General features: G+C 56.1%; 17 protein-coding genes. 11 read left to right on the plus strand and 6 right to left on the minus strand.

Annotated elements, in window-relative coordinates:
- Nucleotides 1-622 precede the first annotated feature (622 nt).
- From ACTQXM_RS05065 to ACTQXM_RS05075, 3 genes are read left to right on the plus strand one after another with little or no spacing between them, the layout of a single operon-like run.
- A complete protein-coding gene (locus tag ACTQXM_RS05065; protein WP_441537152.1) occupies nt 623-3,694 on the plus strand; it encodes a hypothetical protein in 3,072 nt (1,023 codons plus the stop codon).
- Nucleotides 3,695-3,706: 12 nt separating this feature from the next.
- On the plus strand, nt 3,707-9,019 hold the full coding sequence (locus ACTQXM_RS05070) for a DEAD/DEAH box helicase (protein ID WP_441537153.1): 5,313 nt from the start codon (nt 3,707-3,709) through the stop codon (nt 9,017-9,019).
- A gap of 2 nt (nt 9,020-9,021) precedes the next feature.
- Complete coding sequence (locus tag ACTQXM_RS05075; RefSeq protein WP_427727988.1) at nt 9,022-10,755, plus strand: ATP-binding domain-containing protein; 1,734 nt, start codon at nt 9,022-9,024, stop codon at nt 10,753-10,755.
- 99 nt (nt 10,756-10,854) lie between these two features.
- Here the strand turns inward: ACTQXM_RS05075 and ACTQXM_RS05080 are convergent, their stop codons facing one another.
- Together ACTQXM_RS05080 and ACTQXM_RS05085 are read right to left on the minus strand one after the other, a co-directional pair.
- On the minus strand, nt 10,855-12,597 hold the full coding sequence (locus ACTQXM_RS05080; RefSeq protein ID WP_441537154.1) for a DNA/RNA helicase domain-containing protein: 1,743 nt from the start codon (nt 12,595-12,597) through the stop codon (nt 10,855-10,857).
- Complete coding sequence (locus ACTQXM_RS05085; protein WP_441537155.1) at nt 12,590-12,946, minus strand: nucleotide pyrophosphohydrolase; 357 nt, start codon at nt 12,944-12,946, stop codon at nt 12,590-12,592. The genes ACTQXM_RS05080 and ACTQXM_RS05085 overlap by 8 nt, the downstream gene beginning before the upstream one ends.
- A 115-nt stretch (nt 12,947-13,061) precedes the next feature.
- Here ACTQXM_RS05085 and ACTQXM_RS05090 point away from each other — a divergent pair, with 115 nt between their 5' ends.
- Nucleotides 13,062-13,253 carry a hypothetical protein gene (locus ACTQXM_RS05090; protein WP_441537156.1) on the plus strand — a complete coding sequence of 64 codons (192 nt, stop codon included), beginning with the start codon at nt 13,062-13,064 and terminating at the stop codon, nt 13,251-13,253.
- Nucleotides 13,254-13,591: 338 nt separating this feature from the next.
- Here the strand turns inward: ACTQXM_RS05090 and ACTQXM_RS05095 are convergent, their stop codons facing one another.
- Nucleotides 13,592-15,193 carry a potassium/proton antiporter gene (locus tag ACTQXM_RS05095; protein WP_441537157.1) on the minus strand — a complete coding sequence of 534 codons (1,602 nt, stop codon included), beginning with the start codon at nt 15,191-15,193 and terminating at the stop codon, nt 13,592-13,594.
- 262 nt (nt 15,194-15,455) lie between these two features.
- Between ACTQXM_RS05095 and ACTQXM_RS05100 the strand changes: the two genes are divergently transcribed.
- Complete coding sequence (locus ACTQXM_RS05100; RefSeq protein ID WP_441537158.1) at nt 15,456-16,295, plus strand: metallophosphoesterase; 840 nt, start codon at nt 15,456-15,458, stop codon at nt 16,293-16,295.
- Between the two features lie 317 nt (nt 16,296-16,612).
- On the opposite strand, the gene ACTQXM_RS05105 is transcribed toward ACTQXM_RS05100, so the two are convergent.
- Nucleotides 16,613-18,187: a lipopolysaccharide biosynthesis protein gene (locus tag ACTQXM_RS05105; RefSeq protein WP_441537159.1), complete on the minus strand. Its 1,575-nt coding sequence runs from the start codon at nt 18,185-18,187 to the stop codon at nt 16,613-16,615.
- 177 nt (nt 18,188-18,364) lie between these two features.
- On the opposite strand from ACTQXM_RS05105, the gene ACTQXM_RS05110 reads away from it, so the two are divergent.
- The 6 genes from ACTQXM_RS05110 (at nt 18,365) to ACTQXM_RS05135 (ending at nt 24,920) form a co-directional block, all read left to right on the plus strand.
- The gene (locus ACTQXM_RS05110) at nt 18,365-19,936 is read left to right on the plus strand and encodes an L-lactate permease (RefSeq protein WP_441537160.1); all 1,572 of its coding nucleotides are present in this window, start codon (nt 18,365-18,367) and stop codon (nt 19,934-19,936) included.
- Between the two features lie 262 nt (nt 19,937-20,198).
- On the plus strand, nt 20,199-21,869 hold the full coding sequence (pckA, locus tag ACTQXM_RS05115) for a phosphoenolpyruvate carboxykinase (ATP) (RefSeq protein ID WP_427719537.1): 1,671 nt from the start codon (nt 20,199-20,201) through the stop codon (nt 21,867-21,869).
- Nucleotides 21,870-22,093: 224 nt separating this feature from the next.
- Complete coding sequence (locus ACTQXM_RS05120; protein WP_441537161.1) at nt 22,094-22,813, plus strand: B3/B4 domain-containing protein; 720 nt, start codon at nt 22,094-22,096, stop codon at nt 22,811-22,813.
- Nucleotides 22,814-22,982: 169 nt separating this feature from the next.
- The gene (locus tag ACTQXM_RS05125) at nt 22,983-23,432 is read left to right on the plus strand and encodes a MarR family winged helix-turn-helix transcriptional regulator (protein ID WP_154515655.1); all 450 of its coding nucleotides are present in this window, start codon (nt 22,983-22,985) and stop codon (nt 23,430-23,432) included.
- 119 nt (nt 23,433-23,551) lie between these two features.
- Entirely contained in the window at nt 23,552-24,406 is an 855-nt protein-coding gene (locus tag ACTQXM_RS05130) for a DegV family protein (RefSeq protein WP_427727967.1), read from the plus strand.
- Nucleotides 24,407-24,599: 193 nt separating this feature from the next.
- Complete coding sequence (locus ACTQXM_RS05135; protein WP_154515649.1) at nt 24,600-24,920, plus strand: MGMT family protein; 321 nt, start codon at nt 24,600-24,602, stop codon at nt 24,918-24,920.
- 165 nt (nt 24,921-25,085) lie between these two features.
- Here the strand turns inward: ACTQXM_RS05135 and ACTQXM_RS05140 are convergent, their stop codons facing one another.
- Nucleotides 25,086-25,424 (minus strand): DUF6485 family protein, encoded by a 339-nt coding sequence (locus ACTQXM_RS05140; protein WP_441537183.1) that lies wholly within the window; start codon nt 25,422-25,424, stop codon nt 25,086-25,088.
- Between the two features lie 176 nt (nt 25,425-25,600).
- A complete protein-coding gene (gene trpS, locus ACTQXM_RS05145; RefSeq protein ID WP_441014802.1) occupies nt 25,601-26,650 on the minus strand; it encodes a tryptophan--tRNA ligase in 1,050 nt (349 codons plus the stop codon).
- Nucleotides 26,651-26,754: the final 104 nt, after the last annotated feature.

Below are 26,754 nucleotides of genomic sequence, written 5' to 3' on the forward strand. Positions count from 1 at the left end.
AAACTCGACCGCGCCGCTATGATTTACAGGATGGTTACATGGGGGAGGGGTGACCTTACCTGATGGCTCGCATCCGATCTGCCTCTGCTTTTGCCTGCTTCCAAGGACGCACGCGGCCGTTGACAAGGTCAGCGTAGCCGCGGGCGATGGAGAGCTGGACAGCCCTATGAGCTTCGTAGTGGTTGTCAATTACCGAGCCAGAAGTGTTTTGCAAGTATGGAACTTGCTTTTCAATTGGCACGCAGAGCCCCTCCTGTAATGCTTGCCCATTCAATTTATATCGATAATAGCGTGTGGGCACCTTGCGGGATTGGGGCAAGGCGACAGACCGTAGGGAAAACCTAGACTCCCGGTCGGCAGATCCGTGCATCTATGTTCACAATCGAATCATTTTGGCGGCGGTTTTGTTGTGCAATAAAAGACACTTGAGCCATAGCAGGTACTTCCAAGCGCTGTTCACCGGATGATAACGACCGTCTGCAGAAACGGCCCATTGGACAGCTTTGTTCGTTGGGTTGCGTATGTGTCTCACGGTATGATTAAAAGCACGTCATGCCAGACCGGTGTTAATAAAAGGCCAGAAATGACGGCATCAAATGCAATCGCGGCATAGGGGATGCTGATGAGCGAATCGAACTACTTGGAGAGGTTGGAGAAAACGTCCATCTCGGAGCTTAGTTTTGATGATGTACGGCTGAAGCGTTCAATTCAGAAAGCTGGCTTCTGCTACTTGCCCGATCTTTTGTCTCTTGCCGATAAAGAAATAGACGCTCGTTTTGATAGCAGATATGCCGATTCAATCATAAGGATGCGAAAGAAATACCGTGCGGCCCCCGACGACTTCGCGGCCTCCATGCTTCAGCCCAAGATGGTCGAGAATACGACGAACGTGAAAGTCCTGCCGAAAAGCCAATCTCCTCGCGAGTCAAATACCGAGACAGCGTCCTCGATAGAGCAATATGAATACGACTTGAGCCATTTTCCGCTCACACGCTCGCATGGGTTGTTTTCGGCAAAGTTGGAGGAATTTGAAGAAAGAGCTCGGGGTGCCTTTGACGACCTTGACTCAAGGTCTGAAAACGTCATGGTTTATCAGACGTTTGAGGAATTCTCGGCAGACCTTGATGAGCTCAGCGCTGCTTTTGAAGAACTCATAAAACGTTACCCGACAAAACCTCGCATTGTTCTGATGCTGATTGATAGGTGTTTGCCGAACGCATTTATGGTTTATGTTGCTGACAAGGCGCGCAGGGTTTTCAACGATCATAACTTATGGGGCAATTTCTTCGCGAGTCTTGGCATTTTCGACAGTAACGTACAGGGGCTTGTAAAGCATATTTTCATGAAACATGTTGAAGAGCGTGGAATGCCTTTGTACGGCCGTGATGAGGAAGCTAATTACTACTTCTACACCACACTCCTCCACGGAGGCTTATCGGAAGATTCTTGGTCAAACCTGTGGGAGAAATTACTTCCGCTTGCGAAAGAAGTTTCTAAAGGCAGTTTAGGTTTTGGCGGAGAGATGGACGGGCGCTCCGTTCTTAGGGAGCTAAAGAACCCTGAGAGTCGGTATGCTCCCGAAAAGGCAGTCCTTAACATTCTTGAGAAAGCGCCCGATTCAACCATTGCTCCATTATTTGAGGCGTCCATGCGCGTGGCGGCGCAAATTGTTGACACGAATAGGGCTGGAAGCCGCTACACGATGCTATCTAGTTTCGGTCTGCCTGAAGCTGCAATGCAGGCCCTTCGTGACAATCAAGAGCGTGTGCAGCCCTTGGCGACCGGAGGAAGGGCTGCTTCTGAGACGCAAGAGCGGAGAAGTGGCACCCACCGATTAATCTATCTTCCGATTGCCAGTTTGCAGCTGGATTTATCTGAGGGTGTTGTGACCATGCGCTGGCCGCGTCAACAGTTCCCGCTGCATTTTGCTGGTGACAAGATTGACTATTATGTTGACGGCGAGCTAAAGGCAAGCTCTGAATTCGATATGAGTGTCGGAAAATGCATTTTGAATGCCGTCAGTATTGCCGTTAACCCTCGGGCTCGTTACGACGTGGAATTGAAGCTCATGCAGAAAGATGAGCGAGCGGGTGACTACATCGAGCTTAGCTCTTTGAGCCAGTCGTTCAGTAGGAACAAGCCCGGTTGTTTTGAATTTATAAAGGACGCTAAGGGCTTCTATCGCTTGCGTGGCAAGAACGAGCGGTTAACGAAAAAGCGTCGTATCGCATACATTGTTAAAGACGGATACAAGATCGTTCCCGGGCAAGGCATGAAAGCCGTTTCGGAGTATGAGGCTTCTGGCGATTGGAACGATAACCAGATTTATATCTACGACGTTGAGCCCGGTTCGGCAGGTTCGGTTGTTGACGAGCTTACGGGCGAGGAAGTTGCCGTTTGGCAAGAACGTTATGTCGCAAAGGTTGATAAGCATCGCATTATCGGAGAAACGAGCGACGGCGTTGACTTGTATGGGTGCGTTCCGAACGAACTCAATACCAGCGACGGCCTGCCCTCTGTGAGCATTGAAGCGCTTGATGGCGCGAGCGCCCTAAAAGACTTGGACATCATGTGCTGCTGCGATGGCGAGCTGGTGTCGATGCCTCGTTGCGCCATATATGAGGACGATACTGAAAATTCAGGTATTGCAAGAATAGAACTCAATCTCTCAAAAACGAGTCTATTCAGTTGGCATATTGAAGAATGCGTCCTAGAGGCGAGGCAGAAATCTGCCGGTGGTAAGGTTGTTTTCCGCTACCGATTCGCAGTGGTACCCATACAAGAATTTAGGCCTCTGTCCATCAGCATTGATCACGGGCGTGCTGTAGCTGAATATGGTTTCCAGGCGTGCCTTCCCATTGATGTTGTGCGTATTCGTGAAGAGGCTGATATGGCAGGCGAATGCGACAGTCCCGATTCTCTCAATGCGTGGGAGCGGTATGAAGCGAAGGCTCTCCTGAAGGATGAGTTCTTGCGCGTTCGCATCCGATCGAAAGGGAGTGGCAAAGAAACTGATGCCAAGCTGGCCCTTGCTGCAATAGATGTTGACATACCAGATAGACTAGCGAATCTATCCGAAGAGCGTCCAATCTGTTTGGCGGATGCGCTAGAGCTCGGTCCTAGCGCGGCAAACTTTAAGATTGTCTCCTATGGTTGGAGGTATAACAGGGCCGTGCTGGCGTTACTCGGTTCAAGACCCCTTTTCTTCAAGGCACTCAAGCAGCCTGGCGAATACGGATTCAATCTTTTTAGGCATGCAAGTCTCTTACAACAAGCTGATAATAAGGCGCCCATCCGCCTTCCCTTGAAGCTGTCCCTGTGGTATGGCGATGACGTGTCAACGGGAGAACTGAAGCCGGCCTGGACTGATGTTCAAATGCTTGACTGCGCTGAAGGGCTCGGCATTAACGGCTGGAAGTTATTGCCGGCCGATTCTCTTGGGTATGTCCTTCGGTTCGAAGGCAAGCCCTTATGCGACATTCATTTCAGGTTTTTTGGACTTTCCAAGTATAAGGAAAGAGGCGAAAAGCCGATTGCTACGGCCTTTGCGGAAAAGGGCTCTGCGGAGGTCGCCCTTCCATCAAGCGTGGTGAGGCAGCTGGGCAACAAGAGAGAGGTCGCAGTTGAAATGTCACCGAGCGACTTCTTTGGAGACCCTCGGCGAGAATACGCGACCAGTATCATTCTTAAATAGCGGGAGCAAATAATGACGGATGTAAAAGAATTCAACCCCATTGAGACTGCGCGCAAAGTGGAGGACTCTTATCGTGAATACATTGCCACTACTATTCACTTTGATGACGCGGATTTGCAGAAGCAGCTTGAGACGATTCTCTGCGAGCCGGGATATCTTGCAAAGGGACCGTTTCTTGAGGCGGCGCCTCCGTACCGCAAGGATAAAACTGTGGCCGACCTGGTGGACGAGGGGCTTCTCTGCAAGGGCATGATGAGTTTAGGCGGCGGAGAGGCACGTAATTTTGACCCCTATCGCCCCTTATATGTGCATCAAGTTAAGGCTATTGAAAAGAGCGTTGCCGGGTGTAATTACGCCGTCGTTACGGGCACGGGTTCGGGTAAAACTGAGTGCTTCTTGCTTCCGATTCTGAATGACATCCTCTCAGAATTTGAAAAGAGTGGGCGCTCCGCTGGCGTCCGTGCCATGATTCTTTACCCGATGAACGCCCTTGCAAACGATCAGCTTAAACGATTGCGCCAGTTGCTGAAGGGGACCGATATTACCTTCGGGCGTTATACCGGCGACACTGAGGAGAAAGAGTCCGTGGCTCTCCGTAAGTGGAAAGACGAAAACCCGGATCAAACTAGACTGCCAAATGAAATCATCTCTCGCGAGAAAATACGTGAGAACCCACCCAACATTTTGCTTACAAACTACTCTATGCTTGAGTATCTCCTTCTACGTCCGGAGGATGCGCCGCTGTTCGAAGGGGCATTTGGTGCAAACTGGCGGCATATCGCCATCGATGAGGCGCACGTTTATTCGGGCGCGCTTGGCACCGAAATCGCATATTTGCTGCGTCGAGTAAAGGCTCGTATCGAATCGGAAACGGGGGAGCTGCCCAAGCTTCATTGTTACGCAACTTCCGCAACAATCGGCTCGGAAGAAGATATGCCGAAGGTGGCTAAATTTGCTCGGGATCTTTTTGGCGAGCCTTTTTCGGGTGATCCCGCAGATCTCGATGTCATCACGAGCGAGAAAGATCAGCCCCAAGATGCTCTTGATGAAAAGCCTTGGGGCACGCTTTCTCTAGACACTTGGGCGGAACTTCGCAGGGAACTTTCCGATCCTGAAAACGTAAACGTAGAAGACATTCGCAGCACACTCGCATCTGGTGGAGCTCCTGAAGAGGTTGTAGCGAGACTAGACGGCGAGTCCCCCCTAATGGGACTAGGAAAGATCCTTCTGGGTGAATCGTCTGCGGCAAAACTGGTGAGACGCTGCGAGCGTCTTTTCGACCTCACTGATCTTGACACCATTGAGGAGCTTGAGATCGAAGGGCTCACGGGAGATAAGAGAGGTGTGGAAATCCTCACTGCCATGGTTGAGGTGCTTTCCTCTGCGCAGCGCTCCAAGGATGTCCCCATTCTTACGAGTCGCTACCATTCCTTCTTGCGTGCTCCTGAGGGCATCTATTTAAATCTGCATACACGTAAGCTGACTCCCCACAAAACGATTGCGGAGCATTATGACGATGTAAACGATACTCCTGTATATGAGGTGTCGGTCTGTCGCCACTGTGGGCAGGCATACATCCTTGGTGAGGAGAGCTCCGATCCCGAGGTGAAGACTGCGTGGCTTAGTCCTCGACATGAAGGAACGGATTCCGACGACGAATTTCTTCCGAGGATCTATTACCGTCTTCTCTCTGACGAATCGGAGAGAGATCCCGATGAGAAGATCCAATGGCTGTGCCCGATATGCGGGTCTTTGTATCATGAAGCCGAGGGTGGTGCTCATCGTTTCGAGCATGAGATTGTCGCCCGCATCCCAATTGCGCTCAACCAAAACGAGAAAAAACAAGCAGATGAGGCAGAAGCGCGTTGTCGCCATTGTGGATATCAGTCCGTTGTGGCAATTCAGCCTATGCGCGTTTCGCCTGAAGCTGCGGGCAGTGTCGTTTGCTACGACTTAGTCAGGGATATTCCTCCTTTTGATGAGGAGGCTGACGAGGATGATTTGTTTGCAGACCTCGATGAAGAACGCAGGGCCGGAAGTGTTATTTGCTTCTCGGACAAGCGCCAGGACGCGGCTTTCTTCGCGCCCGCATTGGACAGAACTTATGGAAACATCACACGTCGTCAGCTGATAAGAGAAGCGGTGGAGGCTCTGTCTCGCGACGGTGAAGGCTGTAAGCCGAGCTCAGTTATTGATTGGATAACAAGTGTTGCAAAGAGGCGATATCCGGGGGTCTTGGGTTCCAACAAGAGGGGCCAGGCGACGGCCTGGGTTCTCGATGAGCTTGCGGCCGAGGATTCGCGGAACAGCCTTGAAGGCCTTGGCGTTGTAAGGATCGAGCCTACTGAATTTAACAAGGGGTTTTCCCATCCTGGGGCGAAAAAGCTTGTCGCAAGGCAAGTGGATATACTTAATGCCGATGGGGCCACCTGGCTTTCATGCGAAGACTACATTTTGTTTGCAAGGACCTGTCTTGAACTGCTCCGAGAGAAAAACGTTATCGAGGTTCCTGAAGGGGTCCCTGAACTAAGAAACAATCATGAGAAGCGCGGCAACCTTGTCGTGCTTGAGAGCGACAGCTCTGCGTCAAAGGATATTGTTCAGTTTGCGGGAGATGCGGTACGTGGTACAGAAAATAAGCGCAGTGCCTTTATTCGCAAGTACGTCAAAAGGGTCCACGGTATCGAGCTGACCCGTGAGGACGTTCGCCCGATTCTGCAAAGTCTATTCCAGTTTATGGGGGAGTATCTAAGTTGCAAGCTATTTAGGGGCGAAGGATATCTGATTGATTCGCGTGAACACTTTAGGCTTGGCAGAGATATTTGGACTATGTATCCGCATTCCAACGATGATATTGTCTATCGTTGTGATGCGTGCGGATGTGAGACTCACCTGGATACGCATGGTGTTTGCATGACAACGAAATGCAACGGCACGATGGTGAAAATGAGCTTCGCAGAGGCAAGAGGCAAAGACCGCTACTATAAAACGGTATATCAAGATGAGGCGCTTCCTCTCAAAATCGAAGAGCATACGGCGCAGCTGTCTTCTAAAAAGGCCAGGGAAATACAGAGCGATTTTATTAAGGGCGACGTTAATGTTTTGAGTTGCACAACGACATTTGAGCTGGGTGTAGACGTCGGTGATTTGAGGGCAATCTTTATGAGAAATGTTCCGCCCAGCACTGCAAACTACACACAGCGTGCTGGACGCGTTGGACGCCGCGCTGGCAAGCCTGGATATGCCATCACATTTGCTCGCTTGCGGCCCCATGATGTCGCGTACTTTGAGGACCCAGCCAAGATAATTGGCGGCAACACGAGAGTGCCAATGTGTTATCTGAATAACGATGCCATTGCGATACGGCATGTTTTCGCTGTCGCTATGTCTGAGTTCTTTCGCTACGCGAGCCGGAGCTTGGGCAAAGACTACTCTCATGGATACAACGACTTTATGGATCTTTCTAAATCGGAGCCGGAAGGCCTCGAAGATCTTCGCCGCTTCCTTGCATCGCGGCCAAAGAGTGTCTATGAACAGCTCGTCCGCGTTGTTCCGCAAGGCATGCCTGTGGCGGAAGAAGTTGGCGTAAACGAGTGGGGGTGGGTAGCAAAGCTCGTTGGGCCAATCGATTCGGCTGAGAATGGAGGCGGTGGCAGGCTTCTCCTGGCACATAGCCTTAAGCATGCTGATTTTGAGCGTGTTCAGGATGGTATTGAGCTGAATATGGGCGTCAACGACATTCTCGCATCCAAGCTTTTAAAGTCTAGGGATGCACTCAAGAAGGAGAGAACTATCGCAATTCTTGCCGAGAACGGAGTATTGCCTAAGTACGGGTTTCCGACTGATCTCGTAGAGCTCCATCTTCTTGATATTGAGAATTCTGTAGGTGAGAACAGGCTCGAGCTTTCTAGGGGTATGCGTCAAGCCATTAGGGAATATGCACCGGGGGCGGAAATCGTTGCCGGCAAGACGCTTTGGAAGTCCGTCGGACTCAGAAAGCCGAAAGGGCAAGAGTTGCGAAAGCGCAGGTATGGAAAGTGCCCAAATTGCGAAACATTTGTATGGCCCATTGAAAACTACAGTGATAAAGGCGAGTGCCCCGTTTGCCATACCGAGTTTGCTCTCGAAAAGAATATGCTCATACCTTCCTATGGTTTTGTCGGCACAGAAAACAAAAAAGGCATCGGGCTTAGAAGGCCGAGGCCAAAGGGGTATGCATCGGTGCACTTTAGCCAGCACTGGCCTAACGAGACTGCGACCGGAGAGTTTTGTTTTCCTGGCGGTGCGGTGAAAGTAAAATATGCCGAGAACGGGCAACTTTGTGTGCTCAATAGCCCTGCTAAGGGCTTCCAAGTCTGCTCTTACTGCAATCGCGCTGCTGTTGGTGGAGAGAAGATTCAACATGCCTACTGGTGCGAGAAGAGCGGCGCTGCTCCAAAGATTAATAGGTTCAGCGCACTGGGTACGGCATTTGTGAGCGACGTTCTCGAGCTCGTATTTGATTTTGATGCGGCGACGGTTTGCTGCGATGGCGACTGGGAAGCTGTGATGTGGGCGCTGGTTACCGCTGCGGCTAAAATCCTTGAGGTTCCCGAGACCGAACTCGGAGGGACTACATACAAAAATGATGCAGGCAGCTTCTCAATACTCATCTATGATGACGTGCCTGGAGGAGCCGGTCATGTGCGCCAGCTCAGCAAAGAGGTGGCGGAACTAATTGAAGAGGCATATAAGGTCGTAGACGGTCATTGCGGATGCGGTGAAGAAACTTGCTGCTACGGTTGTATTGCAAATTATTACAACCAAGCTGTGCAGGCGAATCTTTCTCGAGGCGCTGCAAAGCGAATTTTGGGGACTCTTCTTGCTGTATCGCCTTCCGTTTGTTCTGCCGGCAATGCCGATGAGGATAAAGAACTCGATTGCGAGCCGGATGCCTCGGACTCGGTTGCTGGGTTTGAGCTATATGCCTCTGATGATGGCGCAAACAACAAGGCGCTATCGTTGGCCGAAGCGATGAAACTGTCAATCCAATCTGGTTCTACGGATGAATGGGCCGAGCTGGTTTGTGAGATGGCGAGCTACGATCCGCATTTGCGTTGGGAGACTCCGGACAAAGACGTGGATCTATCTAATGCTAGCGGCGACAGCGCTTACGCCACGTTTGTTTGGCGTAAGTCCAAGGTCATTCTTCTTGATGAAGAAGCGGCGAGCGATTTCAAAGATGTATTTGGGCCTGCTTGGCGCAACATTTCGGGTTGGAGCCTGTTTGTCGTTGGCGAGTGCTCCGCCAAAGATGTGATGGACGAGATTTATAAAGAGGCGTAGCTGTGGCTGCAAGAATGATACCGAGCCTTGGCCCGGCTGAATACGACGATCGGAGCCGTGAGGGGGAGATTTATTACGCGCTGAGCAAGCTTCCCGATGATTTTACGGTTATCCATTCATACAAGATGTTGGATGTTGTGGATGGAAACGCTATTGAGCAGAGGGAAGCCGATTTCGTCGTGTTTAATCGCAGGCTCGGTATCCTTGTCATCGAGGCGAAGGCGGGAAAGATTCGCTGCGAAAACGGCGAGTGGCTATACGGTAGCGGCATATCGATGAGGAGGCATGGAGGGCCTTATCGGCAGGCGGATAGCATCAAATGGAAGCTCATTAATCGCTTTGAGGATGTAGGGTTAGGAGAGCTTTGCGGTAGGTGCAAGGTTGCTCATGCGGTTTGGCTTCCGTCCCTGGGGGCACATGAACTTGGCTTTATTGATTACTCCCCCGAGGCTTCTCGCGATATTACTCTGTGCAAGACAGACCTTGGAGATCCAACTGCTCAAATAGTTCGCATCATGAGTATGGAAGTCGGGGGAAGGGAGACGAGACTCTCCAAGACCGAGGCTCAAGAGGTCTTGCATAAAGTGCTCTTGCCGGAGTTCGATATCGTCCCGACGAATTCGGTGGACTATCGATATAACGACTTCGTGTTCGCAAGGCTGCTGGACTCGCAAGCTCGCGTGTTGAATTTCATAAAGGATCAGAAGACAGCGGTAATTAACGGGGCGGCAGGAACTGGCAAAACTCTCATTGCAATTGAGAGAGCTAGGCAGGCCGCCTGTACGGGCAGGGTTCTCTTTTTGTGCTTTAACTCGCTTTTGAAGGAAGAGATTACTAGAAGGTGCGACGATGTCCCGGAAATTGACGTCTATACAATTCCGGGCTACGCCTGCAAGGTCTGCAATTCTCTCGAGCCAAACTACGCCAGCCTGACCGAAGAACTCATGGAGCACCCTGACTCGTTTCCCTATCAGCACATCGTAATAGACGAAGGCCAAGACTTTGGCCTCAAACCCATTGAAGATGCGATGGTGCTCGAAACCTTGCGTTCTATCGTGGACTCGAGGCCGGAAAGCACGATGTACCTCTTCTACGACAAAAGGCAGTTTGTCCAAGGCTCAACTATGCCCAGCTTCCTTATGGATGCCGATTGCAAGCTAACGCTTTATGTAAACTGCCGGAATACGGAGGCTATCGAGAGGTCTTCCTTGAGTGCTCTTGGTGAGGCGCATGGTTTTAGAATGCAGGTTATGGCTAGGCTCGGAAAACCTCCATTGCTTATGATTGATTGTGACGCCGCCGCGCAAGAGGCATTTGTGGATAAGCACATTGATCTACTCAAGAACGCTGGTATTAATGACATTGTGGTTATCACATGCAAGACACTGGAAAACTCTAAGCTGTCGAGTTGTTTCACTGGCGATCTGAGCTTAAAGAGATGGAAAGGTCAGAAGGTTCCCGTCCATACGGTGAGGAAGTTCAAGGGGATGGAGGCTGCTGCGGTAATTATGATTGATGTTGATCAAGCCTTATGGGAACAGCCGTCCATGAGCTACATGCCTGAGCCTGGAACTCTGTTTTATACGGCTGCTTCGAGGGCACGGCATGAGCTTAGAATTGTTTGCGACATGAATGGGGATGACTGCAACCATGCGCTCGTGGCGATGGGTGAAAAAGCGAATAGGCGCCCCGCCAAGAAGCTCGCAAATGTTCTGGGAGCAGTATTGGTTGGATAGGGCGCCGCCGCGCCCCACCGCCCTTTGTGAATCCGAGATTGTTTCCTAGGAGCTTCGCTGCTGCTTTCGTTGCTATTCATGTCATGTGTGGGCGCCAGCCTATATCACCGGGATATACCGCGACAAATACTCCTTGAGTGCGGGGTCGCACACATAGAGATACGTTCCCAGCATGCCACGCGTCATGAGGACATAGTAGGCGTTGACGATAATCTTCCGTAGCTCATCTTCGCTCGCCTTTTTCTTTGCGACAGCATCTTTGAAGTTCGCTTTGTTAACGCAGACGGCTCCTTTATCGGTGTCGTAGTAAATGTCTGGCCCCAGAATGACGAATCCGTAATTGAGGTCGTAGCCCTGCACCGTGTGGATGCATCCAACCTCGTTGACGGCATTGGGGGAGTTAACCCAATCCTTTTGACTCGAGTTCCAACGTTTGGGGATGCCCTCAATGACGATGTCGAACGCGTCTTTGTGTTTCTTCGTCTCCCACTTCCACGCAAAGCCTGCTGTCATGCGGGATAGACCAACTTCTTCTTCCTTGGCTTGCTGCAGGGAACAGAAATCCTCAAATTGGTTGACGATTCCAAACTGGTATCTGGGGATATCGCTGTCCGGATCCCCGGCTCGCGAATCGTAGGGCTCCGACGAAAAGAGTTCGTTGAACTTCATGCCGGTATGCATATACGCCTTGTTGTTGAGTAAGTCATAGACAAAATCGAGGTATTCGTCACCACCGCGTACGCGCATTTGTGTGCTTAGGCTGAACTCTTCAGTTTCAATGCCCGCTTCTTCGAGCTGATTGAGTCGCTGCTCAAGGCCGTCTCGATTGAGTCCGGATGCCCTGACTTGCTGTTTGGGGTCGTAGAACAGGTACGCCTTGTCGCAGCATTTGAATATCCAGTCAACTTGGTTGCTCGTATGTGGGAGGCCGAGACGATCGCAGGTGTTATAGAAGGCCTTGATGCCGGAGCCCATGCTTAGATAATTACCTAGTCGATGTGCTTCGTCGACAAGCAGGATGTCATACCGATCGTTTTTGGTAACATCGCTGGGGCTCAAGATATCGCCAGGCTTTAACCCTGGAAGGAAGTGGGTGAGTTTCCTGAGGGTCTTCTTCAGGGAATCCATGGGGGTGACAAAACCGACTCGCAGGCCGGAAAGGTTGGGCTCATTTTTGATTTTGAACATGAGACTGATGGCGAGGATTGTTTTACCTGTTCCCGGTGCGCCATTCACGACGGTTATACGTTCTCTTTTTGAGCCGCCATGTTTTGCGTCTTCATGCTCCTGTTCGAGACGTTTAAAAATCGTCTCGATTGTTTCGTATTGGTCGGGCGTAAGCGTCTTGAAAGGTGAGAACTTGAACAGATCGGAGTTCTCGAGCTCTTCAATCGGATGAATCGCGTAGTTTTCTTCGCGAAGCTTTGTCCAGAGGTCTCGGAACTTCTGGCGATATTGAGGCCGCTCAAAATAATCGAATTGGGCATAGCCGTTGTTGGCATTGGTGACCTGGTATTTTTCGTCAGCACAGAACAGCTCAATAAGTCGATTCTCGAACTCGAACGTTGCGGATTGGTTGAAGGTGGGATTGTCGATCAGAAGGGTCCGGTCGAAGTCCTTGTCCACGTTTGCAGCGTGTTGTTTCATACGGCGCTGGTAGTTGGTTGTTTGACCGATGTATGCCGTCTTGTTTCTGCTGTTGGTAAGAATGTAAAGGACGGGCCAACTCTCGTCATGATGGGCTCCAGGCTTTGGCGTGCCAAAGTCCTGAAGCGATTCGCTTGTCTCAAAGGGTTGGGGCAGGGGAAGCGTGTATTGCCGAAGGGCGAACTCATTACTCACGGTGGCCCGCCTTTCTGTATTCGACAGATGATGCGTTGATGGGGTAGCGTTCGCCATTGCGCTTGAGTTTGGACGAAAGCGCCGCTGGCAGGTCGATTTCATTTAAATCAGCGAAACGCAGGAGGAAAAGGAGCGTGTCGGCAATTTCGTCTTCGATGGCTTGACGTTGCTCGGCGTCTTCGAACATTTCTGCAATGCGCTCGTCGCTCATAAAACGAAAGAGCTGAAGGAGCTCGGAGGACTCAGTCGCCATGCCGATGGCAAGCTCTTTTGGCGTGTGATATTTGCGCCAGTCGCGTGCATCACAAAAGTCCCTGACTTGTTCCGTCATGGCATCGAGCTTATCCATCGTCCTCAACCTCCCTGATGTTCATTGTTTTATTATGGCCGTATCTGGGGTTTATTGCACATCATTTGGGATGTGAGGTTTGTTTGGTCGCGATTGCCCGGTAGGAGGTTACACCATGAAGATCGATGTGGACGTAGACCAGCTGCGCGAGAGTCTGCTCGATCGCGCGGGGAGTGCAGCAGGCGTGGGCTTTCCGGCTGCCATGCTCGACGTAGTGGATATCGAGGACGAGTCGCCCCAAGAGCTCCTAGCCCGAGCCGAACGCGAAGGCTTCGACCTCCGAGATCTTGCCGTCGACGATGACTAGGAATGTGACAAGGATAGCTAATTTGGGACGGTAGTCTGCACCCCGCAGCTGCGCGAAAATGCATGATAAGCCGTCCCAATGGAGTCTAATGAGCTCGCGACCGTTCTATTTTGACTGCACGCTGGCTAAGTGAGTAGGCTTTATTGGTAATCCTGAGCACACGACTAATTTGCTTCAATAAACCCGCAGGTCACAGACTTGTGCTTTGGTGACGTGGTCGGCGATTCGGCAAAAGTCTACTCACTTAGTTTTGAGAGGCGCTAATTGTCCGCAACGAGACCCCAGCCGGGGCGATTGATGTTCAAATGTAGCCAATTCGGGACGGCTACCCCTGGCCGCTACGATGCCAGCGTGGCGATGACGGCTTCGTCGCCGGCGTATATGAGGGTGTTGCCGTCGGGGATGATGGTTTGGCCGTCGCGCTTGAGCATCACGACGATAAACGGGTGCTTGCCTTGCGGCACGTCGCGCAGGCGCAGTCCTGCCAGGCGGCCGTGGGGTGTCACGGTGACCTCGCGCAGCGTAACCTCGGCACGCTCTTCAAACGTCGGCGCGGCCATAACCAGAAGGTCCCCTTCTTCAATTACGGTGTCGCCGTTGGGCAGCACCGGATGCGCGCCATCGCGCAGCACCAGGACGACGAGCATGTTCGTAGCGTTGCCAATATCGGCAAGCGAGCGCCCGGCAAACGGATGCCCCGCGCCAACCTTGAGCTTAACAAACGACATGCCGTCCTCGTCGCGGTAGTCGTTAAACGTACGGCGCACGTCGCCGGCCGCATCGATCATGTCGAGCTTTTTCGCCACCGCCGGCAGCAGCGAGCCCTGCACCACAATGCTCGACACGGCAATTACAAACACCAGGTCAAACAGGTCGTGCCCACCGGGAATGCCGGCCACCACGGCAAAGAGGCTAAACACGACCGAAGCCGCGCCACGCAGGCCCGCCCAGCTTACGAGCGCCACCTGGCGGGGGTTTGTCTTATAGGGCGCCAACAGCAGACCGACGGCGATGGGGCGGCTCGCAAAGAGCATAAACGCCATGAGCGCCAGGCCGGGTAGCAGCACTTGCGGCAGGCGCGCGGGCGTCACGAGCAGGCCGAGCAAGAAGAAGATCGTCATCTCTGCCATCTCGGTAAGGGTGTCAAAGAAGTGCGCCATCTCGACCTTGCCGGTGATGTCGCTGGCGCCCAGCACGATGCCGGCAAGGTACACGGCTAAAAAGCCGTTGCCGCCCAGATAGCTCGGCAGCGCGTAGGCGACGATGGCCACGGCGAACAAAAAGATGGTCTGCGCGCCCTCGGCCGTTGCGTGCGCGCACTCAATCAGGCGGCTGGATGTCCAGCCAATGACAAGGCCCACGCCCACGCCCAGGATGATCTGCTTGGCCAGCAGCACAGGGATGTTAATGTCGCCGCCGGCCGCAAGGGTTGCAAGCACGGCGGTGAGCATGTAAGCGACGGGGTCGTTGGAGCCCGATTCGACCTCGAGCAGCGAGTCGGTGCCGCCCTTTAGCGACAGGTTGTGCTCGCGCAGCACGCTAAAGACACTCGCCGCATCGGTCGACGCCACGACCGAGCCCAGCAGCAGGCCGCCGATCCAGTCGAAGCCCAGTGCGAAGTGCGCAAAGGCGCCGGTGATGCCGGCGGTGACGACGACGCCGAGCGTGCTCAGCAGCACCGCGGGCACGGCGACAGGTTTGGCGCGGTCGATATTGGTGTTAAAGCCGCCGTAGAACATGATGAACAGCAGCGCCGTGCTGCAGACGGTTTCGGTGAGCGCATAGTCGCTAAAGTCAATGTGCGCCGGACCGTTGACGCCCAGCAGCATGCCCAGCGCGATAAAGATGAGCAGGGTGGGGAAGGGGAGCTTTTTGCCGACGGGTTTGATGGTCAGGCACAAAATGATGACGAGGCCTATAAAGAGAAGTATCTGGTTCATGGATAGTGTCCGCTCCTGGGTGGTTGGCGTGGCACGGTCAGTTATCTGCGGTTATTTGTACCCAAAGGTGGTGGGTTTATGGGTTGAACGGAGGGCGTTCGCGATATCGTCACAGGCGGCGCCGTTTTTCTAGACCATTGGCGGCGACTCGTATCTACTTTTCAGCTTTATTGCAACGGAGTACAATGGGTAACGTTTAAGTTCAACTTGAAGTTTTAGTTGTGGCTCCGGGCTTCGGCCGTAATGCAGGGAAAGGCGTTCCATGGCGATCTATGTGACATCCGATGCTCACGGGCACGTGCGCGCGCTGGACGAGGCCCTTTCCAAGATCTCGCTAACGTCCGACGACACGCTGTATGTGCTGGGCGACATGATCGATCGCGGTCCCGATCCGGTCGGCGTCATCAACTTGGTGCGCTCGCTGCCCAACGCTCGCGTGCTTAAGGGTAACCACGAGCAGATTATGCTCGACGCGATTATCGGCCAGGACCCGCTCGATGCCGAGACCTGGGACATCAACGGCGGATGGACCACGCGCCAGCAGCTCAACGATATGGAGTTTGAGGCATACGAGGAGCTGGTGCGCTGGGCTGCCGCCCTGCCACTCTATGCGGTGGCAGAGACTGCCGAGCGTCCGTATCTGCTGGTGCACGCCGGTATTCAGACCGAGGCGGCGCGTGCGTTTTTGCTTGAGCATGGTGTCGATTGTGCCGACGGCAGGGGAGCGGTCGATGCCGATAGCGAGTTGCTGCAGCAAATGCTCGCCGTGCAGTCGTCCGATGACTTGCTGTGGATTCGCCATGGCTATTGGGATGCCCCGACGGGGCTGCTATCTGCCGAGGGCAAGGGTCCGGTCGTGGTGAGCGGCCACACGCCCACGGTATCGCTGGGGCGTTATTGCGAGGTAGGCGGCCTGGCGGGGCTCGATGAGGAGTCGGGCCGCGGACAGATGGTGCGCTTGGGCGGCGAGGATACCGCCGGTGTTCCCGACCGTATCGACATCGACTGCGCCGCCGCCACTGGCTCCGAGTTCGGCCGCGTCGGGATCCTGCGCCTGGACGACGGGGCGGAGTTCTATGCAAATATTCTCCCTGGCGAGTAATCGGTGCAAAGGGTAGCTAATTTGGGACGGGGCTTTTTTGACTACTTTTGCCCTTCTGCCCATCAAATGATTTTTCTGGGGCGGGGATTACATAATCATTTGGCTGCCCGCTGGCTAAGTGAGTAGACTTTTTTGGAAATGCCGAGCACCCAACATGTTTGCCTCAATAAAACCGCAGGTCACAGACTTGTGCTTTGTCGGTGTGGTCGGGGATTCGGTAAAAGTCTACTCACTTAGTTTTGCGTGATGCATATTGTCCGCGACGAGACCCCAGCCGGGGTGATTCCATCGCAAATTCCGGTGGCCGAGGCATCTAATTAGACACCGTACGGGTTGCGGGCTCGTTCTATGCGCTGGCGAATGTGAGCGTACTCGACAATCAATAGCACCAGCAGTAGGGCCATGATAGCCAGGTAGCTCACGACGGCACCCATCAGCCCCAGTAGGTTGATGAGGATCATCGGCACCACCACGCTCACGGCAAAGCAAATGAGGTAGATCTTGGTGACATCGCCGGCGTGGCGCAGCACTGTGATAATGGCGTAGATAAAATCGATGGCTGCGGTGATGCCGCCGGCGACGACCATCAGCAGCGCCAATGTGCGGTAGCGCTCAAAGTTGAGGCCGTACATAAAGCTCATAAGGGGAATGCCGGGGCCTGCCATAAACGCGGCGCATGCGCCAGTGAAACCCAAGATCAGCGCCATGACGGCGACAATAATTAAGTCAAAGCGGCGACGCTGACGCGGGTTAGCCCAAATGCTCGACAAACGCAAGAGCTGCGGTTTATAGATAAAACCAACGCTCAGCAAAATGGCCTGCGCCGGAAAGAACAAGGCATTAAAATACAGCTGATATTTGTAGGCCAGCGTGCCTTCCATCACAAATTTGGGCATGCTCTCGATAAGGTTGAACAAAAAGAGCGCGCCAAAGAGCGGGGCACACTGCGCAAAAAGGCGGCCGACTTCGCGTATGCTCATGCGACGCGATTTTTCGGTTTCGAGGAGGGCGAGCGGGGCGGTGACCAGCACAAGCGAGGCGATCGCTGTAACACCCATGGCCATGGCCGCGATGGGCATGCTGCGCGTAAGGAACAGCGCCACGCTAAAGACCGCGATGACGCCGGCGGAACGCAGCGTTTGGCTCATGCCGGCCAAATAGAGCTTGTCGGCCTGCTGCAGGCGGCCCTCGTACACGTCGGCGATGCCGTCGATCACCTTATAGAGGTAGACGCCCAGGCCGATCGTCGCCATCTGCGCGTCATAGCCGCGGGCGCTGCTGTACATGAGGCCGCAGCCTAGGGCGAGAGCTCCGCAAAGCCAGCGGTTGAGCTGGTAGGAGGCAAAGGACGTCTTCTCGTCGATGTCCGAGACCTGAAAATTGCGCACGCCGTAGTTGCACGCGATCATGATGAGCGTGCCGGTGACAAAGGCGATGGAGAACTTGCCGGCTTCTTCGGCGCCCACGAGTTGCGTGGACACGATAGTGAGCAGCGGAAACGCCATGCCCCACACGGCGGTGCCGAGGGTATTCCAAAGGTAGTCGCGACGGGTGGCGTGCTCCTCGTATTCGGCTTCCTGCATGGAGAAACCGCCGCCGTAGACGGCGCCGAGCAGGCGGTTCCACCAGGCATTGACCATGCGGCGGACAGGACCGGGCTCGCGATCGCGCTCGCGCCGACGACGCGTGGCCTGGCCGCTATTTGGCCCGCCGGCGTTGCGCTGACTCAGCTCCTGGATACGCGCGAGCTCCTCGGCGGTGTGCGATGCGGGGAACAGGCCGTTCTCGATGCGTCCGCCCTGTCCGTGCGCCCCGCCCGATACAGCGGGGTTGGCGATGCCGTTGCGGCGGGCGATGGCGCGGCGGATGCTATCGAGGGGCGAGATGCTCAAGGCGGGTCCTTTCTATTGCTGCGTTCTAGTATAGACGCGACGGTGTCACTCATGTTTTTGAACGGATTGTTCAATATTTTCGGGGGGCGGCAGTAAATTGTCGGTGAGCGTGCGGTATCCTGTTGAAGTTATGTGATACCACGATGCCGCCCGCGCGGCACCAAGGAGCTTCTACCTATGGACGTCGCCGCATTCTTGCTGGCTCTTGTGCCGATCATTTGGCTTGTCGTGATGCTGCTGTGCTTTAAATGGCCAGCTTGGAAAGCCGCCATCGGATCGTTTGTCCTTTCGTGCGTGCTTGCCTTCGCATGGTGGCACCTGCCGGCAGCGCAGATCGCGACCGCCTCGCTCGAAGGCTTTTTGATGGCCCTGTGGCCCATCGTTTTGGTAATCATCGCCGCGGTGTTCACGTATAACCTGTGCGTTCGCACGGGCGCCATGGACGTGATCGGCAGCATGATCACCTCCATCAGCAGCGATCGCCGTCTGCTGGCGCTGCTTGTGGCCTGGTGCTTTGGTGGCTTTATGGAGGGCATGGCCGGTTTTGGCACCGCCGTTGCCATTCCCGCCGGCATGCTCGCGGGCCTGGGCTTTGAGGCCGTGCCCGCCGTGCTCATCTGTCTGCTGGCCAACGGCGTGCCCACGCCCTACGGCTCCATTGGCATTCCCACGGTGTCCGTTGCCGGTCTGGTGGGCCTGGACCCGCTGCATTTGGCGACCGTTCAGATGGTGCAGTTGGCGCCTTTCTTTGTGGTGATGCCGCTGTTTATCGTGCTGGTTGCGGGTCGTGTCGCCGATGACCAGGGTAATGTTGCGGGCGTTGCCGAGCGCCTGAACGGCGTGGCGGGCATCGCCGTGCTCTCTGGCGTGTCCTTTGCCGGTGCGGCTCTTGTCGTTGCTATGTTTGTGGGTCCCGAGCTTGCCGTCGTCGTCGGTTCCATCGTTTCGCTCGCGCTGACAGCTGCGCTTGCCATGCGTGCCGAGAAGTCGGGGCATCTGGGCGCACGTTTCCACATGAATATCGAGGCCGGCGAGCAGCTCACCGCTAAGTCGGCGCTTTCGGCTTGGTCGTGCTTCATCCTGATCTTTGTGCTGCTGTTGGGAACGTCTAACCTGGTGCCTGCCGTGCATGCTGCGCTCGCACCGTTTGCGAGCCAGGTGCAGGTGTATTGCGGCGAGAACCCCGGCACGCTCACGTTTTCGTGGATCAACACGCCGGGCGTCTGGATTTTCCTGGCGGCGTTTGTCGGCGGCGCCATTCAGGGTGCTTCGCCGCGCATGATGGGCAAGGTGCTGGCCGCGATCGTCAAGCAGATGATGCCGACGGTCATTACCATGCTTTCGGTTCTGGGCTGTGCCAAGGTTATGGGCTATGCGGGCATGATCTCTTCGATCAGCGCGTTTTGCATTGCGGTCGCCGGTGGCCTGTACCCGATTCTGGCTCCGTGGATCGGCGCGGTCGGTGCGTTCGTGACCGGTTCGGGCACGTCTTCTGGCATGCTGTTTGGTCCCATCCAGAGCCAGGCTGCCACCGCGCTGGGCGTGAGCGACTACTGGATGGTCGCGCTGAACGCGCTTGGCGTCGCCGCCGGCAAGATGATCTCGCCGCAGACGCTCGCCATCGGCCTGGCCGCCGTGCACGTGCGCGGCAAGGATGCCGAGCTCCTGGGCGCGGTCCTGCCCTACGCCGCCGGCATGCTGATCCTTATGAGCGCCATCGCCATGCTCGGCCAAGGCTTGCCGCTATAGTTGGCACTTAGGGACGTTCCTTTTGTGCCGGCATCCGGGGACACTCCTTGAATGTTGCCTGTTCAAGAGTGTCCCCAACGACTCGTCGTTTAAGAACGTCCCCAATGACTACTCAATGACTAGGCCGCTTGCCTGGGATTTTTGACCGTTGGGCGGGCTTGCCGCCCTTGCCGCAAAAACGTTTTTGCATATCGGGTACAACGGGCTTTACGTGAGTAAAGTGCGCGCCGCGCCCGCGTGACGCGCTTTTAAAGGAGGCCCCATGCCTGGTGTTACCCCTGCAGAAGTTCTGTCCAACTTTGGTATTACGCTGGTCGAAGATCCCGCCGAGAATCAGCCGCGTCTGCTGGTCGATCTACCTGCTGCGGAGCTCGTCGAGCACGCCATCCGCCGTGAAGAGGGCCGCATGGCATCCAACGGCGCGCTGGTAATCGAGACGGGGGAGCGCACCGGCCGTTCTCCCAACGACCGCTTTATCGTTGACACCCCCGATGTTCACGACAAGATCGCCTGGGGCGCCGTCAACCGCCCGCTTTCGATTGAGAGCTACGAGGCAATCAAGGCCGGCATCGTTGACTACCTCAACGAGCGCGACGTGTTCGTCACGCGCGGCATGGCGGGTGCCGACCGCAACCACACGCGTCGCCTGCTCGTTGCCTGCGAGCGCGCGAGCCAGGCGCTCTTCATTAAGCAGATGCTCGCCCGTCCGCTCGCTCGCGAAATTGCGCGCACCGGCGAGCCGGACTTTTGCGTGCTCGCGGCACCCGGGTACCAGTGCGACCCCGCCATCAAGGGTCTCAACTCCAGCGCCGCCGTGGTCATCAACTTCCAGGAGCGCGTGATTCTGGTTGCCGGCACCGGCTACTCCGGTGAGATTAAAAAGTCCATCTTCAGCGTCATGAATTACCTGCTGCCCGTCGAGGACGATGTGCTGCCCATGCATTGCTCGGCCAGCATGGATCCCGTCACGCACGAGACCGCCGTGTTCTTTGGCCTGTCCGGCACCGGCAAGACCACGCTTTCGGCCAATCCCACGCGCCTGCTGATCGGCGACGACGAGCACGGTTGGTCCGACATGGGCATCTTCAACATCGAGGGCGGCTGCTACGCCAAGTGCGAGGGCCTGGACGAGTTTCACGAGCCCGAGATCTTCAACGCCGTTCGCTTTGGCGCGATCTGCGAAAACGTGGTGCTCGACGAGAACCGCAAGCCCAACTACGATGACGTCTCGATCACGCACAACACGCGCGTTGCCTATCCCGTCGAGCATATCCCCAACGCGTGGACCAAGGGCATGGGCACCACCCCGAGCGTCGTGCTGTTTTTGACCTGCGATGCCTTTGGCGTGCTGCCGCCTATCTCGCGCCTGACGGCCGATGCCGCCATGTATCACTTTGTGACGGGCTTCACCGCCAAGATCCCCGGTACCGAGGTCGGCGTCACCGAGCCCACGCCCACGTTCTCCTCGCTGTTCGGAGAGCCGTTTATGCCGCTCGACCCCATGGTCTATGCCAAGATGCTCGGCGAGCGTATCGCCGACGGTCGCACCCGCGTCTATCTGCTCAACACCGGCTGGATTGGCGGCGGTTATGGCGTGGGCCATCGCATCGAGCTTGCCTACACGCGCGCCCTGGTCGCACGCGCCCTCGACGGTACCATCGAGGACAGCGAGTTCTTGCACGACGATATCTTTAATGTCGACATTCCCACCACGTGCCACGGTGTGCCGGACGGCATCCTGGTGCCGCGCCAGTACTGGCAGAGCACAGCGCGCTACGACGAGGCCGCGCACAACCTGGCGGTGATGTTCGAGGAGAACTTCGAGAAGAAGTACTCGCACCTGCCCGAGTCCGTCAAGGCCGCCGGCCCGCACGCTCAGGTGTCCGCCGAGGCCCGTCATCGCGGCCGCGGCCTGCTGGGACTCCGCCACTAGCGTCGCCTCGAGTCCATATCCACCACAAAGAGGCAGGCGCCTTTGTGGTGGTTTTGCTCGTGTGGATGACTCGGGTTACAATGCGCCTGACATATCGTCCCCTTCTCCGGATGGGGGCAGCGTAAGCGCTCTTGTGACGGCACCGTAGGACTTTGAAGGTGGCCGTTGTAGGGGCGCTTTTTGTTTAGGCGCTCGCGTTGGCGCGAATTGCGAAAGGAGCACGTATGAAGGGCTTTGTTGCCGAGGATTCATTTTGGGAGCTATTTCCACAGGCGGCGATCGGTGTTGTGGTCGTGGAGGGCATGAAGCCCGCGGCTACGATTCCTCAAGAGGACGTGGACGCGATTGCGGCGCTGCTCGATCGCGCCAATATCGATGCGGAGCGCCACCTGACAAGCGATACCATCAGCGAGAACGCGCCGGTCAAGGCTTGGCGCGAGGCCTATCGCCTGTTCAAGACTAAAAAGGGCGCCCGCTGCTCGATCGAGAACTTGCTCAAGCGCGTGCTCAAGGGCAAGCCGGTCGGTCATATCACACCGGCGGTGGATATTTACAACACGGTGTCGCTGACCTACGCGCTGCCCGTGGGAGGCGAGGATTTGCACGCGATTGAGGGAGACCTTCGCTTGAAGGTGACCGACGGTGGCGATGCGTTCTTGCCGCTTGGCGAGGAAGCAGATGATCCGACGCTGCCCGGCGAGCTCGCCTACATCGATGATGCGGGCGCCGTGTGCCGCTGCTGGAACTGGCGCGACGGCGTTCGAACGGCTCTGTCCGACGATTCTGCCGATGCGTTCCTGGCGATTGAGTGTGTAGAGCCCGAGCGAATGGGGGACTGCCAGGCCGCGATCGATCGCTTAGCCGAGCTGCTCGAGCGCTATCTGGGAGCGACGGTTGTCGTCAAGACGCTTGTGACCCGCGATAATCCCTGCGTGGAGCTGTAGCGGCGCCTAGAACCTTTTGATGCCCCAAACCACCACAAAGGTGCTATCCCCTTTGTGGTGGTTTTTATGTTGATGGGTTAACAATTGCGATATTTAGGTACGGGGGTTCGGGCATGCGGCTAAGATGTTTACCCGTTAGCATCATGCAAGCGAAAGGCGGTCGTCTCCCATGCAGCAGAACGACGAGACGCGTTTTGAGGATTTTGTCGGACTGATCAGCGGACTCTACAAGGAGATCCAGCGCATTAAGGCATCTGAGGGCGCAAGGCTGGGCCTTAAGGGTTCCGATATCATGTGCCTGTACTATCTTGAGCGCAGCAAGGACGGCCTGACTGGTGCCGACCTCGCCCGCATGGCAGGCGTGACCCGCGCTGCCGTCTCGCGCACGCTGGCGCATCTGGAAGAGGGCGGCTACGTCGAGGTCGACGATTCGGGCGATGCCGCCGTTAAGTATCGCGCCCCGGTTCGCCTGACCACGTTGGGCGGCGAGAGCATGAATGAGGCCGATCGCATTATTCGCGAGGTGCTCGACGCCACCGGCAAGGCCATGGGCGTGGAGCAGCGCGAGCAGATGTACGCGTCGCTGCGTACGATTCTCGACACCCTGCGCGAGCTGTAGGGCCGCCTAGGCATTTGCTTCCCATTAACAACTGCATCGTCCCGTTTGAGCGCGTATACCGTGCCGGGACATTGCTGTCAAAATTCCCTGCGCGGGACCTGCGCAAGAAAGGATTCGCTATGTCCGTCCGCATTATTACCGATTCCGCAAGCGATATGTCGCCGGCGGAGCACCCGGCACTGGCTGTTCTGCCGCTGTCCGTCACCTTTGGTACCGATGTGTACATGGATGGCGTCGACATCGATCACCAGCGCTTTTACGAGATGCTCGTGGAGCGCGATGAGCTGCCCAAGACCGGTCAGGTCAACCCGTACGCGTTTTCGCAGGCTATCGCCGAGGTTCGTGAAGCCGGCGATGAGGCCGTGATTATTACCGTGGGCGCTAAGCTTTCCGGCACCAATCAGAGTGCCCGTACCGCTCTTGCCGAGGCACCGGGCGGCGATGTGTTCGTGGTGGACAGCAACAACGTCACCCTGGGCGAGCGCGTGCTGGTCGAGTATGCCCTGCGCTTGGTGGACGAGGGCCGTGGCGCTGCCCAGATCGCGGCGGCGGTTGAGGCCGTGCGCGACCGCGTGGTGGTTATCGGCCTGCTCGAGACGCTGGAGTACCTGGTGCGCGGCGGTCGCCTGTCTGCTGCGGCCGGCGCCGTGGGCACGCTGCTCAACGTAAAGCCCGTGGTGGCTGCCGAGGACGGTCTGATCGTGCAGCTGGGCAAGGCGCGCGGTTCCAAGAACGGTCGCAACCTGCTGAACCAAAAGGTCGAAAAGGCGGGCGGCGTCGACTTTTCCATGCCGCTGGCGCTGGGCTATACGGGCCTTTCGGATGCGGTGCTCAAGAAGTATATCGAGGACAGCGCCGCGCTGTGGGCTGGCCACACCGAGGGCGAGCTGCCTGTTCACACCATCGGCGCCACCATCGGCACCCATGTAGGCCCCGGTGCCGTAGCCGTAGCCTTCTTCCAGCCTGCCAACTAACCGACCTGCCAAAAAGGGACAGGTTTATTTTGGCAGGTTTTATCTGGGCAAACGCTACCTGCCATGCCATGTGATCCCTCGGCGATGACGGGGTTGCGGACCATCGGTCGCACGGAGGCCGCAAATGATCCGCAACCCTGCCGTCCCCGAGGGATCATTTGATTTATGCTGTTGCGGTCGGAAAGGAGCATCGATGGCGTCTGAGGGCTTTTTTGAGCGGGTGTACGAGGTTGTCGAGCAGATCCCTGAGGGGATGGTTGCCACGTACGGCCAGGTGGCGCTGCTCGCCGGTCGTCCACGAAGTGCGCGGTACGTGGGGTATGCCCTGCATAGCAATCCGCGCCCCGGCGAGATTCCCTGTCACCGCGTGGTGTTTGCCGACGGCCGTATCTGTGAGGGCTTTGCGTTTGGCGGCCCCGATGCTCAGCGCGAACTTCTGTTGGGGGAGGGCGTGACGTTTGTCGACCCCATGCACGTCGACTTGGCCGCCTGTCGTTGGCCAGCAGGGCTCTAGCGGCTCTGCCGTGGCCAAAACCACCACAAAGGTGCCTGTCCTCTTTGTGGTGGAACGCTGGCTCCATTGATGTTTCCCCAGATAAAACCTGCCAAAATAAACCTGTCCCTAATTGGCAGGTTTAGGTACTGACGTTTGGTTTTAGGGGGGCACTAACTTTGATTGTTAGTCCCGCTTACAGCAACCGATCTTGGTAAATCCCCGCGGCGCTTCTTCGCCTGCGGGGATTCTTGGGCTGTCGCTTCCCAGATATGCTTCTACATGCCGCGCGAACGCTTGCCACGACCACTCGTCTTTATCGGCCTCAAGCCGATCGGGAGAAATCGCGTTGAACAGGCACGTTGGAATCTCGTGCTCGTGCAGATTCTTAGCGATACACGGTGTGCAGCCCTTCTCGTGGTTGACAGGGTTAAATGGGCATTTCCGGTCGTTGCAGGTACAAAACGCAACTGAGCTCATGGGACTCCTTCCGGTCGGTCGGGTCTGCCGTAAAAGCTGCCGCATGTTAAACAATAGGGTGTCATTGCTTAACAGGATATAGCCTCAAGGTGCTTGCGACTTAGGGGTTCTGCCAAGCGGCTGAATATCTCGGCGACCGACCTCTGAAGAAAACAAAACCGCCGCAACGAGGATTGTGCCAATCGCGGCGGTTTAGTTTGAGTGTTGTTTATTGCTCTCGACTAGTACACCATGCCCATGGCGTCCCGAACCTCTGCCAGCGTCTGCTCGGCAATCTCGTTGGCGCGACGGTTGCCCTCGTGCAGGACGTCCTTCACATAGTCCAGGTCGTTCTCGTAGCGCTGGCGACGCTCGCGGATCGGTGCGAAGTACCCGTTGACGGCCTCGGTCACGTACTTCTTGAGTTGGCCAGAGCCACCCATGCCAATCTCCTCGGCAATCTCGACTTCGGAACGGCCAGTGCAGATGGCGGCGGTCGAAAGCAGGCCGGACACGCCGGGGCGGTTCTCGGGATCAAACGTAATCATGCGCTCGGAGTCGGTCTGGCTCTTCTTGATGCGCTTGGCCGTCTCCTCGGCGGTCATCGAGATATTGATGGCGTTGCCGTAGCTCTTGCTCATCTTGCGGCCGTCCAGGCCGGGCAGCAGTGGGGTCTCGGACAGCAGCGCGTCGACCTCGGGGAACACCTTGCCGTAGCGGTTGTTAAAGCGGCGGGCGATGGTACGGGTGAGCTCGATGTGCGGCAGCTGGTCGCGACCGACGGGCACAACGTTACCCTTGCAGAACAGGATGTCGCAGGCCTGGTGCACCGGATAGGTGAGCAGAAGGCCGGTGAGCTCGTGGCCCGAGGCCTCCATCTCGGCCTTGACGGTGGGGTTGCGCGCCAGCTCGGCCTCGGAGACCAGCGACAGGAACGGCAGCATGAGCTGGTTGGCGGCGGGCACGGCGGAGTGCGTGTAGATCATGGTCTTGTCGGGGTCGATACCGCAGGCAAGGTAGTCCATGACCATGTTATACACGTTGTCCTGGATGTGCTCGGTGGTGTCGCGGTCGGTGATGACCTGGTAGTCGGCAATGAGCACGTTGGTCTTGGCGCCCATATTCTGCAACTCCACGCGGCCCTTGAGGGTGCCAAAGTAGTGGCCTAGGTGCAGACGGCCGGTGGGGCGGTCGCCGGAAAGCATGGTGAACTTCTCGGGCGTCTTGGCCAGGCCCTCGCGAATGGCGTTGCTCTTTTGCAGCGCGACTTCGTAGCTGTTCTCGTTTGGCATGATTGCTCCTAACGTATGTTCATGGGTCAAGATGATAACGCGTTTATCGAGAGGGGCGGGCGAAAGTGGGCAAGGGGGTGGTAAGGCGAGACATGCGTGGCGGT

This window comes from Collinsella sp. LCP19S3_D3, from assembly GCF_052121455.1.
Lineage (GTDB): Bacteria > Actinomycetota > Coriobacteriia > Coriobacteriales > Coriobacteriaceae > Collinsella.